This is a genomic window from Agrobacterium bohemicum, from assembly GCF_002896715.1.
In the GTDB taxonomy this organism is placed as follows: domain Bacteria; phylum Pseudomonadota; class Alphaproteobacteria; order Rhizobiales; family Rhizobiaceae; genus Agrobacterium; species Agrobacterium bohemicum.
In genome coordinates this window covers 96,360-112,225 of the sequence record NZ_PGEL01000017.1, presented here as the reverse complement: position 1 = coordinate 112,225, position 15,866 = coordinate 96,360, and the positions used below count along the sequence as shown (strand labels likewise).

Sequence of the window (15,866 nt, the reverse complement as noted above, 5' to 3'; positions counted from 1 at the left end):
GGCACGCCCTGAGCGTGCCTTTTCTGTTCGCGCTGAGGTTGTCCGGTCGCCTTAAGGTGCGAGATCGCCGACCGGCTTTGCCGGTGCATTCTCCGAAGCCGGTGCCGCAGGGGCGGCCACTGCCGCCGCTTTTGAAAGCGACGCCATATCGATCTGTGGCGGTGTGGGAAGCTGCAACAACTCGCTGGTATAGACCCACTCTTCATGTGCCTTTTGCGGATCGGCGTTCAGCTTGGTGCCGTAGCTTGGAACAATCTGGTGGATCTTGGCCTGCCATTCCGGGCTTGCCAGTTTTTCCGCAAACACCTTTTCCAGAACCTGCAGCATGATAGGTGCGGCCGTGGAAGCGCCCGGCGAAGCACCGAGCAGGGCTGCAATGCTGCCATCCTTGGCGCTGACGATTTCCGTGCCGAGTTTCAGAACGCCACCCTTGTCGGCGTCGCGCTTGATGATCTGCACGCGCTGGCCAGCCTGCCACAAGCGCCATTCATTCTGTTTGGCGCCGGGGAAGTATTCCTGCAAGGCTGCGAAACGGTCGTCATCAGACAGCATCAGCTGACCGGCCAGATATTCCACCAGTGGATATTCGTCCATGCCAACGCTCATCATCGGCCATGCATTGCTCATCGTCGTCGAGGTCAGCAGGTCGAAGTAGGAACCTTCCTTGAGGAACTTGGTAGAGAAGGTCGCGAACGGCCCAAACAGCACCACACGTTTGCCGCCGATGACGCGCGTGTCCAGATGTGGGACGGACATGGGTGGAGAGCCGACAGACGCCTTGCCGTAGGCTTTNGCCAGATGCAGCATCGTGACATCGGGGTTTTCGTTGACGAGGAAAGAACCACCGACGGGGAAGCCCGCGTAGTCGTCACCTTCGGGAATGCCGGACATTTGCAACAGATGGATGGCACCGCCGCCCGCACCCACGAAGACGAACTTGGCGTCGACCGTGCGCTCCGAATCGTCCTTGAGGTTGCTGTAGGTGACGCGCCATGTGCCGTCCGAATTACGGTCGATGGCAGTGACTTCACTGGAAACCTTAAGGTTGAAGTTCTCTTGGCTTTTCAGATGGGCCACGAACTGGCGTGTAATTTCGCCAAACTCCATGTCGGTGCCAAGCGGAGACCATGTCGCGCCGATCTTCTGGCCCGGGTCACGGCCTTCCATCATCAACGGAACCCATTTTTTGATCTGTTCCGGGTCGCTGGAATATTCCATGCCGGCAAACAGCGGGCTGGCTTTCAGCGCCTCGTAGCGCTTTTCCAGATAGGAAATGTTCTCATCGCCCCACACGAAGCTCATATGCGGCGTGTGGTTGATGAAGGAGCGCGGGTTCTTCAGCACGCCGTTGCGGACCTGCCACGCCCAGAACTGGCGCGAAATCTGGAACGCTTCGTTGATTTCGATGGCTTTGGAAATGTCGATGCCGCCATTGGCGGTCTCAGGCGTGTAGTTGAGTTCCGCCAGCGCCGAGTGGCCCGTGCCGGCATTGTTCCAGCCATTCGAGCTTTCCAGCGCTACGGCATCCAGACGCTCCAGCATTTCGATCGACCATGTCGGTTCCAGTTCATGCAGCCAGACGCCAAGCGTGGCACTCATGATGCCGCCGCCGATCAGAAGGACGTCGACTTTTTNATCGGCAGTCTGCGCCAGCGCGGGCGCACCCGGCACGGTAGCCGCGGCAAGGCCTGCGAGCGCCGTGCCCAGCACCTGGCGTCGGTTCATGGTAAAGGTATCGTGCGAAAATCCGTCGGTTGGGCCAGTGCCCTTGTCGTTTTTAATCACGTCTTTTCCTAAACTTTGATGATTTTCAAATTTGTGCGGCGCAATAACGTATGCACAGCTGTAAGACAACTCTTGCGGCACGCGCTCAACAGCCTCGGCAAAGAGTTTAGCCGTATGGACCTCGCTCTGGCGCCCGCCCAAATCCGGTCACAGAAAAACACCAACTGCGACATTTTGCCTTATTTTTCCGCGCGGTACGCTGTGGCCGATACTGAAATGGCACGAGGGNCTGAAGCCGATCTAATCGGTTATATCCACCGTTATGCGTGAAGTGCATAACAGATGTGCGGGCTGGAATTGAGCCATGCGCTGGGGTGTTGGCCAGCCAAATGAAGACCAGTGCTCAACAAAAAGCCCGCCGGGAGAATCTCGGCGGGCTTTTTAACATTGTCGATATCAGGTCTTATTCGCCGCCAAGAAACTCTGCGCAATAGCTCGGGCCGTTTACACCCGGGCGGTCGGAGACGGTGCGGATCGAGCGTATCTTGTAGTCGCCGCCAACGGTAATCTGCACGGTGCAGGAGAGATATACTTTGCGGGCAGACGACGTCTGGCGGCCACGCTTGCCATCCTTGGTCTCGTCATATTTCGCCGGGATAGTCGTGGTTCTGTAGCCACCGCGCCAGTTGTAAGTCGTCGTGCCGCCGGAATCGACATCGCTCAAGGGCGGACCGTATTTGGCAAAGAACACGCCAGCAGACTGACCCACCCAACGGGTTTCCACTGCGTTCTTGGGAGAAAGCGAAGGGGCCGTGGTGGTGCAAGCGGAAAGGGCAATCGCCAGCCCTGCCAATGTTACGCTGCGAAATCGCATGTCGAGATATCCTTGTTGTGCCGTTTCCGGTGTTTTNGCGGGAGATATGTTCCCCTAGCAGATTTGTGGCAAAGCGGCAGGGGCGGCAGACACTGGAATGCATATTTTCTGCCACAATTGCTTTTTNGTAACGATCCAGCGTATTTTGAACGTGGCGTTACGTGAATGGGAAGGGTCGTCGCAGGGGCGAATCTTCTCCACGCTGACTAAATTTAGCGGTCAGAACCCGGGCGTCGCCCATTTTTCACGGCAGATACTGCTGTAATATTTCTGCGAAACGCATATTCTTGCTGAAAACCCGCAGTTTGTTTGGGCGATTTACGAGACTTTTTTNGGTTTAAGCGCAAAGTCCATCACTTTTAACGCGAAAGTCGTGGGGGAACGTTGCTTAGAGGCTATAGTTTATTAGCAAAACTGATAGTGTCTCGGGTCTCGGTTCACTTCAAAAANTGCAGGCTGTAACGTTGTAGTCTATCCCTTTNCCCCGTTCGACAGGCCAAGGTGCAGGATGCCGCACACACGCAGACGGAAATCTATCGTAAAGGTCACTTTGCAGGATGTTGCAAGGGAAACAGGAGTGAGTGCAATCACGGTTTCCCGCGCTCTTCGAGAGCCGGACAAGGTATCAGATGCTTTGAGAGACCAGATTTTAAGCGTCGTGGACAAAATGGGTTACGTCCCCGACCTGAACGCCAGAGCCTTGGCCAGCGGTACCAGTACCTTCATCGGCGTTCTCCTGCCATCCCTGTCACATTCCGCTCTCAGCGCCGTGTTGAACGGTATCGAGGCGCGGATCAGAGGGTCAGATTACCGCATTCAATATTCGAATACACATTATGACGCCGGGGCAGAGGTCAAACAGGTGCGAGCCTTTACGGCGCACAGCCCGGCTGGCGTCATCGTTGCCGGCACGGAACGGCTGGAAANCCTGGAGGCAATCGTCAACGAGGCGGGCTGCCCTGTCGTCCAGACCATTGACGCAACCCTGCAAATGAGAGGGATTGCTGTTGCTATCGATCATAAAAAAGCGGCGATGGTCGCCACACGTCATATGCTGTCTCAAGGGTACCGCCGAATAGCCATATTGGGTTGCGGCCATGACATCAGGGTGCGCCTTCGTCAGGAAGGGTATTGCGAAGTGATGCAGCAGGCGGGTCTGTTGGATGAAAGCATGATTATCTGGCAGGACGCGCCACCCAGTATTCATGTGGGTTCTCGACTTATTCGCCGCCTTTTAGAAAAAAGGCCGGATATCGATGGAGTGTTTTGCCACAGCGATGATCTGGCTCTCGGCGTCATATTTGAATGTCAGAGATTGGGCATTCGCGTCCCCGAGGATTTTGGTATCTGCGGTTTCAATGACCTGGAATATGCAATGACGACCGAACCGCCCTTGACCACCATACACGTCCCGCGTTTCGACATAGGTTATACGGCGGCAGATATTCTGATCACCTTGGGNCAGGGCGGGGTTATCAAGGAGCGCAATCTGGATTTGGGGTTCGAACTGGTCGAACGCCAGACCACAAGGCGGTCCAAAGTTTCCGCCTCGACCGATAGTTCAGCACCACTCGCGGTCGCCGACCCGTAAAGCCTCGAACGATATTTTCCTCAAGGAACCTTTGCCACAAGCCAGCGTNAGGTGAGCAAGGTGAAAAGGAGAAAATTATGCTAAAAGCTGTGGTTTNATGGGCAATGGGTGTCCCTCTTGTCGTCGTTGTCCTGATCTGGATGTTCTTTTTTNAAAAGACAGAGGCAGCCAGTCTGAGATATTCGGATGAGGGTTCCGTTAGACAATGTCTGATACGCGTGTGGGGATGTCGATACGGTGTGGAACCGCAATCGATCATCCCNACAGGCATTTATAGAGTGCGGTCAGGTTTTGACGAGACTGTCCGAAACGCCGAAAAGCCACAGCATCGTGCTGGCATTCAGCCTCGGCGTCGCAGGACGCGGCAGAACCACGCTCCTGTTCTTGGCGCGACCCCCAAACAGAAAATCCGCATAGCTCTGCTCAAGATGGCGTTCATAGTCATCAACGAAANCATGCGTCGCGTTCGTGGCAACTAAGGCAGTCCACACCAGCGGCAGGGCGCGACCGGGGAGGTTCGGCAGATAACCCATCGGTCCATCCACCAGAATGACATCCCATGATCTTGATTTGACGCTTTCCGGAAGTTCGGCGCTGCGCACGAGCGCTGCCGGGTCGTCCATGGATTGTGCCACGGTCGTCGGATAATCCATATGCTCGACATTGAGGTCGGGATGCTGGCTTTTCACCTTCGCAATCCATTGCGGAGCATTTTCGAAGAAAAGTGTGTAGCCATCGTGGTTCAGGTTTGCCCAAAGCGGGCTGTCATTTCCAAGGCCAAAGACCAGCATGTTGCATTTGGGTCCGCGTGACCGGATGGCTGCCGAAACAGCCTCGATCTGGATATGCGACATCTGGGCGTCATGGCTGTAATTGTCGCGAAGCACGGCATTGAGAAAACTCTCGCGGTGTCCGTCTCCATGGTCTTCAACGTCATTCTGGCTGTCGAAACGAACTGGCATCGAAAATATCTGGTTCACGGTCTCTGCCTCATTTNCTCTTATGGTTAGACATGCTGCCAACGCGACGAACCTATTGTCCGCCCACAACCAGCAAGCCCGAGCCGCCGATGGCGTTCACGCAAAAGCGCAATCCGCTTCCGATAGCGCCCCATTTCGTTGCGGCAAGTGCTTCCGTGTTTTNGTCCGCAGCCAGGAGGCAAAGCGCAAAACCACGCGGTTCGAGGTTCGGCGCGAGCGCAGAAAGCGAAACGATGGCGCTGGTGTGAGGAACGGACTTGGAAAANTCGACAACGACCATATCGAATTTGGTGTCGGCATCCAGTTCACGCGTATCCGGGAAGCTGCCATTGACCTGATCGAAATTTATATTGACCGGCTCGGCAATCGTAATCGTCACCTCGTCGCGCGTTCCGCAAAGCCTCAGCCGCAGATCAAGCTCATCCGCTTCGGAACTGGACGCGCATAGGCATGTCAGTTGGCGTGCACTACCCGACATCAGGCATGCCAGTGCCAAGGCGGAACGCGTGCTGCCCACGTGCAGGACATTCGCGGCCTCCTGCCGGGTGGAAATGATGCCACGCAGCGCCCAGACCTGTTCAGGTGTCAGGCGTGTCGGACCGCAATATGCCATGGCGTTGATAATGCCAGGAGTGTCCGCAACGACGAGATTGCCGGTGATGTCACTCCAGGTCTGCGCAGAGTTTGGTGTTGTCATGGATGATGGCCCATTTGGAATATTGGCTTTTGGCTTTGCGGCAGCCGGTTCCGGTTGCTTGGATGGCGTTTCCACCAACGGACGTGTCAGAGGTAGCGGCGTTTTGCGCATCACGTCTTGTGCCGATTTTTGTTGGATGGTGGAATTCAGCCCAACCGACTGGCTATCGAGATTATGGTGCGATTGCGGGTTGGTTGCCGTGTAGAGATACGCATTGGCGGATAGAAACTGGTAGCGCCGCGTCTGATCGAGGATCGGCATGGCGATTGCAATATCGCAGGCCGCCTGCAGCCAAGCACCCTCGCTATCCTGAAAATACTCTTCCGGTACATTTCCGAATAGTTCGGCGCGGAAGCTGAAGAAATGGCTTGTTTTCCAACCCTGTTGGCGCGGCGAAATATTGGGGTCAAGCGCCGCGTTGCAGCCGACGTGACCATTGTCCATGGCAAANTTTGTCCAGACGACATCCTTGCCGGCATTGTAGAATGCCAGCAAGGCTTCGAGAACGCGCGGCTCTATCAACTGGTCGTCGGCATCGACCACGCCGATGAACTTGGCATTCGCGCTCAAGGGGCGGAGATGCTCCCAGGCATTGCGAGCCTTGCCAAAGCGCGTGTCGTTGGTAACGAGAGTATATTTNCCGGGAAANTGTTCTTCCAGAGCCTGATGCGCTGTATTGCCGGTTTCGTCATCGGACATGTCATCCACGAAGAGGATGTGAACGTCTTTCAGTGTCTGCTTTGCAATGCTTTGCACAGCGCGGGCGGTGTACTGGGCGCAGTTTCGGCCAGTCATGAATATCAGGGCTTCGACGGATTGCATTCTGGCCGACTCTCAAAANGATGTAATCTTCTTTCTGCTTAATCGTTGAAGCTGTTTCGAGCCTTGTCACAACGGCCTTCGCTTTGCAGCGCTTCGCCAAAAGCAAAAAGGCACCGGTGCTGACCGGTGCCTTTCATATTCATGTGGTCGACATTTTAATCCAGCCCATCCAGCAATCTCGATGCCGTCGCGGCACTTGTGCGGCGGATTTCGATTTCGTCTCTTCGGCTGGAAAGCTGTTCGCTGGCCAGAAGCGCTTCGGCCAGATCCGCTGGAAGCGAGATCAGCACCCGTTCGCCGCTTGAAATCTTGCCGGTATCTGCGCGCTTGCCAAGGATCATGCCGCCCGCAACGGTATTGTTGGTATCGGGGTCAATCAGAATGAAGGAGCCGGTGGAACGGTTTNGCTCATAGGGATCAAAGATCGCCAGTTCGTCGAAGGACAGGCGAACCTTGCCGATGGCGTTCATCGGAAGCGTGTCTGCATGGGCCAGCCACTGACCATTTTNCAGGTCGAGCTGTGTCGTTGGCTGAACGCTGACGCGCTGGCGGCGGCTGCCGCTTTTCAACCAGTAGCGCTTGCCCGACTCGATACCCCCCGGTTGAAGCGCCACGAGTTGCGCGTCGAAGGCGTGGCCCGTCTGCGGTTGCGCCTCGATCGACACGATCATGTCGCCGCGCGACACATCCACCTGACGGTCGAGAACCAGCGTGATGGCATCGCCGGAAACGGCGGCATTTCGGACCAGATCGAAGGTGACGATCTGCTTGACGTTGGCAACCATGCCCGATGGCAGGATAACAACGGAATCACCGGGTTTAACAGCGCCACCGGCGACTGTGCCCTGATAGCCGCGGAAGCTTTCGCCGGGGCGTGATACGCGCTGCACCGGTAGACGGAAGCCGCCAGTCTGCGTCGAGCGCGCGGTTGCCAGCTCCAGCGTTTCAGCCAGCGTTTGTCCTTCATACCACGGCATGGAAGACTTGCCCGAGAGAACGACGTTTTCACCCTTCAGGGCGGACATGGGGATGGCGGTAATCTGTTTGATGCCGAGCGACTGCGCAAACTCGCGGAAGTCGTGGGCAATCAGCTCGAAACCGGCCTTGTCGTAGTTGGTCAGATCGATCTTGTTGACGGCCAGCACGAACTGGCGAATGCCCATCAGGGCCGCAATCGTTGCGTGGCGGCGGGTCTGTTCGAGAATGCCGGTGCGGGCATCCACCAGCAGCACGGCGAGGTCGGCAGTGGAGGCGCCGGTCGCCATGTTGCGGGTATATTGCTCATGGCCGGGCGTGTCGGCAACGATGAAGGCGCGCTTGTCGGTGGCGAAATAGCGATAGGCGACATCGATGGTGATGCCCTGTTCGCGCTCGGCCTGAAGACCATCCAGCAACAGCGCGAAGTCGGGCAGGCCGAGATCGTTCTGCTTGCCGCTGTCGCGGTGCAACGTGGCTGCCTGATCTTCCTTGACCGCCTTGGTATCCCATAGCAGTCGGCCGATCAGTGTGGATTTNCCGTCATCGACACTGCCGCAGGTGATCAGTCGCAGCGGGCGGGTGTCTCGAACGAACTTTGTCGGCTCAACGAAAGGCAGAATGGTGGCGGATTGAGCTGTCGTGTTCTGGGTCATCAGAAATAGCCCTCACGCTTTTNCTTTTCCATGGAGCCGGACTGGTCGCGGTCGATAGCGCGGCCCTGACGTTCGGAAACAGTTGCAATTTCAAGCTCCGAAATCACCTCGTCCAGCGTCGTCGCCTGCGAGGTGATCGCGCCGGTCAGCGGGAAGCAGCCCAGCGTGCGGAAGCGGATCATGCCATGCTGGATCTCTTCGCCGGGCAGCAACTCCAGCCGATCGTCTTCAGCCAGAATCATCATACCGTCGCGTTCGACATAGGTGCGCTCTGCGGCGTAATAGAGCGGCACGAGCGGAATGTTTTCGGCCTGAATGTAACGCCAGACATCGACCTCGGTCCAGTTGGACATCGGGAAAGCGCGAACGCTCTCACCCTGACGAACCATGCCGTTATAGATGTTCCACAGTTCCGGGCGCTGGTTGCGCGGGTCCCATTTATGATCTGGCGTGCGGAAGGAATAAATGCGTTCCTTGGCGCGGCTGGCTTCCTCATCGCGGCGCGCACCACCGAAGGCAGCATCGAACTTGCCCGCGTCCAGTGCCTGGCGCAACGCTTCCGTCTTCATGATGTCGGTATAGAGCGCCGAACCATGCGTGAACGGCGTCACGTTTTCCGTCGCTCCGCGCGGGTTGGTGTAGGAAATAAGGTCGAGATCGTATTCCTTGACGATATTGTCGCGGAACGCGATCATCTCCTTGAACTTCCAGCCAGTGTTGACGTGGAGAAGCGGGAAGGGGATGCGACCGGGGAAGAATGCCTTGCGCGCCAGGTGCAACAGCACGGATGAGTCCTTGCCGATGGAATACAGCATCACCGGATTTTCGAATTCCGCCGCAACTTCACGGAAAATATGGATGGCTTCGTTTTCGAGGGCTTTCAGATGAGGATCAAGCGGCTGCTTTGGTGTGCTGACACTTGTGCTTTCCGTTTCCGGAACTGCATTGGACATTGTAAACTCCGGCAATCTATGGATTTNCAATTATCGTTGTGAGGCGGCTGGTAGGGGAGATGCTTGCGCTGCCTCGGCCACGTGCAGGCCGCATTCGCGCTTCTCGTCATTTTCCCACCACCATCGACCGGCGCGTTCTGGTTCGCCGGGCTTGATGGCGCGGGTACACGGCTCGCAGCCGATGGAGGGATACCCGCGGGCGTGGAGGGGATTGACGGGAATGTTTNCCGCTAGAACATGCGCCTTGATCACATCGATATCCCAATCCGCGATAGCATTGATCTTGATCAGATTGCGCTCAGCATCAAACTCGGCAAAGGGCGTCGTTGCCCGGTTGCCGGACTGGCCACGGCGAAGACCGGTGATCCAGAAACTTGCGCCATCCAGCGCCTTGGCCAGCGGCACCAGCTTGCGCACATGACAGCAGGCGTGGCGCGCTTCGACGCTATCGTAAAAGCCGTTGAGGCCGAATTTTTCGGCATAGGCGTCGATATCGTCCTGAGCAGGGTAGAAACGCTTGATAGCGATGTCGTAGCGTTCTTCTGTCTCGTGGATGAGATTGACCGTCTCCGCAAACAGACGTCCGGTCTCTAACGTGGCGACTTCGACGGGAAGACGATGTGTACCGATAGCGGCCGTAATGACCTGATCTTCGATACCAAGGCTCGTCGTGAACACCGCCCGCCCGCCCAAACCTGCGACAAATGCCAGACGCCCCGCCAGATCGAGACTGGCCAGCGTATCGTCTAGCGATGAAACATCGTGGCTGGAAAGGACATGCGAGGGGGTATTGAGGGTCATTCCATGGGTTCCGAATTCCTATATTCGGAATATCCCTGAAATCAGCGCTATTTTACAGGAATGGCTATGCTTGTGTGGATCGTCAGAGAGCAAATATCTCTCGTTGACGCACAATATGCGCAAAAGACACCCACAGACGCGGTAATGACGCATCGTCGTACCGACATAAAATCGGTTCGACGTCAAAAAGCAAGAACAATTTGCGATATATTCGCTAAATTTTGTAGATTTCTATTTTCCATGGACGGAAGGGTGATTGACGGAGGGTGTAGAGTGCCGCCTGTTAAGAAAAACATTCCGGTCATTCAAAAAATCTGCGTCTCCGTGGCTGAAATATGGTAAAAATACGAACTGGTTTTGCGTTTAACGCCGGTTTTCCACGCGTCCTGTTGCGTGTTCTGAGTGACTTGCGGCGTGTTTGTTGCTGTTCAGACAGCCGCAATGGAAACACTTTTGCGATTGGATTGCGCCTGATTGACCCACGGGCGGTTCCAAGTAGTGTTAAGCGCACTGCATCTAGGAGGGATACCGATGTCGAAACTTCTTTCCAGCCTCAGCGCTGTCGCGCTTAGTCTTTCTGTCACTCTGGGTGCTGTCGGAACGGCCACGGCAGATACGAAACTGCTGAACGTGTCCTATGATCCGACCCGCGAGCTTTATAAGGACGTCAACGAAGCCTTCGCGAAAAAATGGAAAGCCGATACGGGCGAGGATGTCACCATCCAGCAGTCGCATGGCGGTTCCGGTAAACAGGCCCGCTCGGTCATCGATGGTCTTGAAGCCGATGTCGTCACGCTGGCACTTCAGAGCGATATCGACGCCATCGTCAAGAATAGTGGCAAGATCAATGCCGATTGGCGCACGCGCCTTCCGAACAACTCCGCGCCTTACACGTCCACCATCGTCTTTCTGGTGCGCAAGGGTAATCCGAAGGGCATCCATAACTGGGGTGATCTCGTGAAGGGTGATATCCAGATCGTCACACCGAACCCCAAGACATCAGGCGGCGCACGCTGGAACTACCTCGCAGCCTGGGCATGGGCAAACGAGGAGTACAAGGGCGATCAGGCCAAGATTAAGGCCTATGTCGGCGAACTCTACAAACGTGCTCCAGTGCTCGATACCGGTGCACGTGGCTCGACTGTGACATTTGCACAGCGCCAGATTGGTGATGTGCTGCTGGCCTGGGAAANCGAGGCCTATCTGGCTGGCGAGGAATTCGGCAAGGACGAGTTCGAGATCGTCGTTCCGCCAATCTCCATCCTCGCAGAACCACCTGTCGCCGTCGTCGACAAGAACGTCGATGAGAAGGGCACGCGCAAGGCTGCCGAAGCCTATCTGCAATATCTCTATTCCGACGAGGGTCAGAACATTGCAGCCAAGCACTTCTACCGTCCGTCCAACCCTTCGGTCGTCTCCAAGGACTTGCTGAAGCAACTGCCTGATATCAAGCTCGTCACCATTGATGATCCCCAGTTCGGCGGTTGGGCAAAAGCGCAACCGGAACATTTCGGTGATGGCGGCATCTTTGATCAGATTTACAAGCCGGCCAAGTAAGTGGATGATGTAACACGCCAAACAGGCCGCAGCATCGCGTTCTGTTTGGATTGGAGACAAGATCGACCGGCCACGAGCCGGTCGATGGCGCATAAGAGGGCGGCTGACGATGGCCCCCGTTTTACCCGGAGCCTTGATGAGCAATACCCCATCGCCAACCAAGTGGAAGTGGCGTCAATCCAGCGTCCTGCCGGGATTCGGCCTGACGCTCGGCTACACCATCACCTACCTTTTNCTTATCATTCTCATCCCGCTGGCCGGTCTTGTGTGGTCCACTGCAAAACTCGGTTTTGCGGATTTTTNCGCNATCGCGATGGATAGCAGAACGCTCAATGCACTGCGGGTCAGCTTCGGAACAGCGTTCCTCGCCGCTTTGGTCAATGCCGTCTTTGGCGTTCTCATCGCCTGGGTGCTGGTGCGCTACCGCTTTCCCGGTCGACGGTTCGTGGATGCCATCGTGGACTTGCCCTTTGCGCTGCCAACGGCCGTTGCCGGTATTGCGCTGACGGCGCTCTATTCCAACCGTGGCTGGGTCGGGCAGTTTTTCGAGCCCTTCGGCATCAAGATCGCCTTCACACCGTCCGGCATCGTCATCGCGCTGATCTTTATCGGTCTACCCTTCGTCGTGCGTACCGTTCAGCCGGTCATGGAAGAGATCGACCGTCAGGTCGAGGAAGTCGCCGCGACGCTCGGCGCCAACAGATTCCAAACCATCACCCGCATTCTGCTGCCCGGCCTCACGCCCGCTATCCTCACCGGCTTCGCGCTGGCCTTTGCGCGCGGCGTCGGCGAATATGGTTCCGTCATCTTCATTGCTGGCAACATTCCCTACGTCTCTGAAATCGCACCGCTTTTGATCGTCATTCGGCTGGAAGAGTTCAACTACCCAGCCGCCACCGGCATTGCCACCATCATGCTGATCATCTCCTTTGCCATGCTGTTCATCATCAATCTCATTCAGGCCTGGAGCCGCAAGAGGTACGGTTATGCCTGATAACGCGCGCACCATATCATCCAGACCCTTTCGTGATCCCGCGAGCGAAACGCTGCCAGCCAAGCTGGTGCTGATCGGCCTTGCATTCCTGTTTCTGGCGCTGTTTCTTGTCCTGCCGCTGGTCGCGGTCTTTGTGGAGGCTTTCCGCAAGGGCGCTGAATCCTTTTGGGAAGCGATCATCGAGCCTGATGCGCTCTCCGCCATCCGCCTCACACTTCTCGTCGCCGCCATATCCGTGCCGCTCAACGTCGTCTTCGGCGTTGCTGCCGCATGGGCCATCGCGAAGTTCGAGTTCAAGGGCAAGGCGTTTCTGATCACCCTGATCGACCTGCCATTCTCCATCTCGCCGGTTATCTCTGGCCTCGTCTATGTTATCCTGTTTTCGTCCCACAGCGTGCTCGGACCGTTCCTGAAAAGCTACGGCATCGAAATTCTCTTCGCCGTGCCGGGCATCGTGCTCGCCACCATCTTCGTGACCTTCCCTTTCGTCGCGCGTGAATTGATCCCGCTGATGCAGGATCAGGGAACGGGCGATGAGGAGGCGGCGATTTCGCTTGGCGCATCCGGCTGGCAGACCTTCTGGTTCGTCACCCTGCCCAACATCAAATGGGGGCTGCTTTACGGCGTTCTGCTGTGCAACGCCCGCGCCATGGGCGAGTTCGGCGCGGTATCGGTGGTCTCAGGCCATATCCGCGGCGAAACCAACACCATGCCGCTGCATGTCGAGATCCTCTACAACGAATACAATATCGGTGCGGCCTTCGCGGTGGCAACATTGCTTGCCGGATTGGCGCTGGTAACGCTCGTTCTCAAAACCATTCTTGAAATACGCTTTGGCGCGGGCAACGCCGCCGGCAAGCATTGAAGGGCATGTCCATGGACGTCAAAGTCACCAACATCACCAAGCAGTTCGATCGCTTTCCCGCCTTGGACAATGTCTCGCTAGATATTCGTTCGGGTGAGTTGATCGCGTTGCTCGGGCCGTCCGGCTCCGGCAAGACGACACTTCTGCGCTTGATCGCAGGTTTGGAACAGCCCACAGGTGGCCAGATTTTCTTCGGCGATGAAGACGCTTCGCATCGCTCTGTGCAGGAGCGCAATGTCGGCTTCGTGTTTCAACACTATGCGCTGTTTCGCCATATGACGGTGGCCGATAATATCGGCTTCGGTCTGAAAGTCCGTCCATCTTCAAGCCGCCCGGCGAAATCCGAAATCCGCAAGCGCGTCTCCGATCTGCTGGATATGGTGCACCTCTCCGGTCTTGAAAGCCGCTATCCCAACCAACTCTCAGGCGGTCAGCGTCAGCGCGTGGCGCTTGCTCGCGCCGTTGCCATCGAGCCCAGGGTTCTGCTGCTGGATGAGCCCTTCGGCGCTCTGGATGCGAAGGTCCGCAAGGAACTGCGCCGCTGGCTGCGCGAGTTCCACGACCGTACCGGCCACACCACGGTGTTCGTCACCCATGATCAGGAAGAGGCGCTGGAACTGGCAGACCGTGTGGTGGTCATGAGCCAGGGCAAGATCGAACAGGTCGGCACCGCCGATGATGTCTACGATACCCCCAACTCGCCCTTCGTCTTCTCCTTCATCGGAGAATCATCGAACCTGCCGGTGACGATCCGCGATGGGCATATGCTGTTTCAGGGAGAAANCATCGGCATCCGCGATGCCTGCGAGGGTGACGGCGATCTGTTCTTCCGCCCGGAAGACGTTGTCCTGACCGATGACCGCGATGCGCTCTACGGCAAGGTCACCATCTGCCGCCGTCTGGCCGGGACGCGCATTGCCGAACTCGACATTGCCAACAACGGCCACGAACCGCATCACCTGGAAATCGAAGTTCCGCTGGATGCCACCGTTGCTGTTGGCAACGAAGTCCGCTTTCGCCCTACACGCTGGAAAGTCTTCCGTAAGTAAGACCGAGAATAGGAAAAGGGCCGCTTGTGGCGGCCCTTCCATGAGTTTGGTCTCGTTTCAGACCTGGAAACGTTTAGCAACGTCCCGCTGGAAGGCGGATCAAGCCGAGGGCTGCCTCGTCGAAATCAAATCCTTTCCATTGCCTGCTACGAAGACCGAAATCTCATTAGACATTGGATCACCTTCCTTTCACTACGTTGAACATGAGAAGAAGGTAATACGATTCGGCGAGATTGCAAGGGGTGGACTGCAGAGTTCGCTGCAAGCCATTACGCTTACGAAACCCGCATCACAATCTTGCCGATATGGCTGCTCGATTCCATCAGCCTGTGGCCATCTGCGACTTGGTCGAAATCGATGATATCGTGAATGACCGGCCCGATTTCGCCCGCTTCCAGCAGCGGCCACACCTCCGCTACCAGCTCATCGCGGATGGCGCGCTTTTCGTCGGCGGTGCGGGGGCGCATGGTGGAGCCGGTCACTGTCAGGCGCTTGACCATGATGGGGCGCAGATCAACCTTGTCGGCGATGTTGCCGCCAAGAAAAGCGATCATCGAGAGGCAGCCGTCCTTGGCAAGCAAGGACAGGTTTTTCTCGAAATAGGAGGCACCGATCATGTCGAGGATGACATCGACGCCCTTGCCGCCGGTCTCTGCCTTTATGACGTCGGCAAANTCTTCCTCACGGTAATTGATAGCTCTTTNGGCGCCAAGCTTTTCGCATGCCTCGCATTTTTCCTTGGACCCTGCTGTGGTGTAGACCTCGGCGCCGAACGCCTTTGCAAGCTGAATGGCCGTTGTGCCGATACCACTGCTACCGCCGTGTATCAGCACACTTTCGCCTTCCGTCAGTCCCGCCATCTGGAACAGATTGGCCCAGACAGTGAAGAAGGTTTCCGGCAAGGCCGCCGCTTTGACCGCGTCATATCCGTTTGGAAAGGGCAGGGCTTGTCCCGCAGGCACAACGCAATATTCCGCGTAACCGCCACCATTCGCCAGAGCACAGATATGGTTCCCAATTTCGAATTCACTGACCCCTTCGCCCAGTGCCACCACTTCCCCGGCAATCTCCAGGCCCAGCACAGGGCTCGCATCCTTGGGCGCTGGATAGGCGCCTTGGCGTTGTGCCACGTCTGGACGATTGATGCCCGCTGCCTGCACCTTGACGAGGATTTCGCCAGCCTTTGGCGTGGGTAAAGGCCCGGTCGCGAAGGTCATGACGTCAGCTGCGCCGAAGGTTGGCAGGTCAACGAATTTCATTGTTTCTGGCAAAGTCATGTGGGCCTCCGTCGGGTTTTCATTGCCCTGAACTTAGGTCACCTCTGTCG

Annotated in this window: 13 protein-coding genes; 5 read left to right on the top strand and 8 right to left on the bottom strand. The window is 56.7% G+C overall.

Features of this window, described 5'->3' with window-relative positions:
* Positions 1–51: 51 nt before the first annotated feature.
* Both mqo and CUC55_RS03350 read right to left on the bottom strand, forming a co-directional pair.
* Positions 52–1,725 (bottom strand): malate dehydrogenase (quinone), encoded by a 1,674-nt coding sequence (gene mqo, locus CUC55_RS03355; protein WP_170063816.1) that lies wholly within the window; start codon positions 1,723–1,725, stop codon positions 52–54.
* A 463-nt stretch (positions 1,726–2,188) separates the two neighbouring features.
* Positions 2,189–2,599, bottom strand: coding sequence for a hypothetical protein (locus CUC55_RS03350; RefSeq protein ID WP_067651650.1), 411 nt, complete (start codon positions 2,597–2,599; stop codon positions 2,189–2,191).
* Between the two features lie 508 nt (positions 2,600–3,107).
* On the opposite strand from CUC55_RS03350, the gene CUC55_RS03345 reads away from it, so the two are divergent.
* On the top strand, positions 3,108–4,190 hold the full coding sequence (locus tag CUC55_RS03345) for a LacI family DNA-binding transcriptional regulator (protein ID WP_103086962.1): 1,083 nt from the start codon (positions 3,108–3,110) through the stop codon (positions 4,188–4,190).
* A gap of 284 nt (positions 4,191–4,474) precedes the next feature.
* Here CUC55_RS03345 and CUC55_RS03340 read toward each other — a convergent pair whose 3' ends face one another.
* The 5 genes from CUC55_RS03340 to CUC55_RS03320 all read right to left on the bottom strand — a co-directional run bounded on the left by CUC55_RS03340 (position 4,475) and on the right by CUC55_RS03320 (position 10,074).
* Positions 4,475–5,044 (bottom strand): hypothetical protein, encoded by a 570-nt coding sequence (locus tag CUC55_RS03340; RefSeq protein ID WP_425352726.1) that lies wholly within the window; start codon positions 5,042–5,044, stop codon positions 4,475–4,477.
* A 178-nt stretch (positions 5,045–5,222) separates the two neighbouring features.
* The gene (locus CUC55_RS03335) at positions 5,223–6,662 is read right to left on the bottom strand and encodes a glycosyltransferase family 2 protein (RefSeq protein ID WP_425352725.1); all 1,440 of its coding nucleotides are present in this window, start codon (positions 6,660–6,662) and stop codon (positions 5,223–5,225) included.
* 182 nt (positions 6,663–6,844) lie between these two features.
* On the bottom strand, positions 6,845–8,320 hold the full coding sequence (cysN, locus tag CUC55_RS03330) for a sulfate adenylyltransferase subunit CysN (protein WP_103086959.1): 1,476 nt from the start codon (positions 8,318–8,320) through the stop codon (positions 6,845–6,847).
* Entirely contained in the window at positions 8,320–9,273 is a 954-nt protein-coding gene (cysD, locus tag CUC55_RS03325) for a sulfate adenylyltransferase subunit CysD (protein ID WP_103086958.1), read from the bottom strand. The genes cysN and cysD overlap by 1 nt, the downstream gene beginning before the upstream one ends.
* A gap of 30 nt (positions 9,274–9,303) precedes the next feature.
* Complete coding sequence (locus CUC55_RS03320) at positions 9,304–10,074, bottom strand: phosphoadenylyl-sulfate reductase (protein ID WP_103086957.1); 771 nt, start codon at positions 10,072–10,074, stop codon at positions 9,304–9,306.
* Between the two features lie 531 nt (positions 10,075–10,605).
* Between CUC55_RS03320 and CUC55_RS03315 the strand changes: the two genes are divergently transcribed.
* The 4 genes from CUC55_RS03315 to CUC55_RS03300 all read left to right on the top strand — a co-directional run bounded on the left by CUC55_RS03315 (position 10,606) and on the right by CUC55_RS03300 (position 14,539).
* The gene (locus tag CUC55_RS03315; protein WP_103086956.1) at positions 10,606–11,631 is read left to right on the top strand and encodes a sulfate ABC transporter substrate-binding protein; all 1,026 of its coding nucleotides are present in this window, start codon (positions 10,606–10,608) and stop codon (positions 11,629–11,631) included.
* 136 nt (positions 11,632–11,767) lie between these two features.
* On the top strand, positions 11,768–12,625 hold the full coding sequence (gene cysT, locus CUC55_RS03310; RefSeq protein WP_103086955.1) for a sulfate ABC transporter permease subunit CysT: 858 nt from the start codon (positions 11,768–11,770) through the stop codon (positions 12,623–12,625).
* Positions 12,618–13,490 (top strand): sulfate ABC transporter permease subunit CysW, encoded by an 873-nt coding sequence (gene cysW / locus CUC55_RS03305; protein ID WP_067651678.1) that lies wholly within the window; start codon positions 12,618–12,620, stop codon positions 13,488–13,490. The genes cysT and cysW overlap by 8 nt, the downstream gene beginning before the upstream one ends.
* An 11-nt stretch (positions 13,491–13,501) precedes the next feature.
* Complete coding sequence (locus CUC55_RS03300) at positions 13,502–14,539, top strand: sulfate/molybdate ABC transporter ATP-binding protein (protein ID WP_103087026.1); 1,038 nt, start codon at positions 13,502–13,504, stop codon at positions 14,537–14,539.
* Between the two features lie 275 nt (positions 14,540–14,814).
* Here CUC55_RS03300 and CUC55_RS03295 read toward each other — a convergent pair whose 3' ends face one another.
* Complete coding sequence (locus CUC55_RS03295) at positions 14,815–15,816, bottom strand: NAD(P)H-quinone oxidoreductase (protein ID WP_170063814.1); 1,002 nt, start codon at positions 15,814–15,816, stop codon at positions 14,815–14,817.
* Between the last annotated feature and the right edge of the window lie 50 nt (positions 15,817–15,866).

Excerpts from the sequence above, each read along its gene's own strand:
- CUC55_RS03350 (WP_067651650.1), bottom strand. The coding sequence starts at position 2,599 with ATGCGATTTCGCAGCGTAACATTGGCAGGGCTGGCGATTGCCCTTTCC.
- cysW (WP_067651678.1), top strand. The coding sequence starts at position 12,618 with ATGCCTGATAACGCGCGCACCATATCATCCAGACCCTTTCGTGATCCC.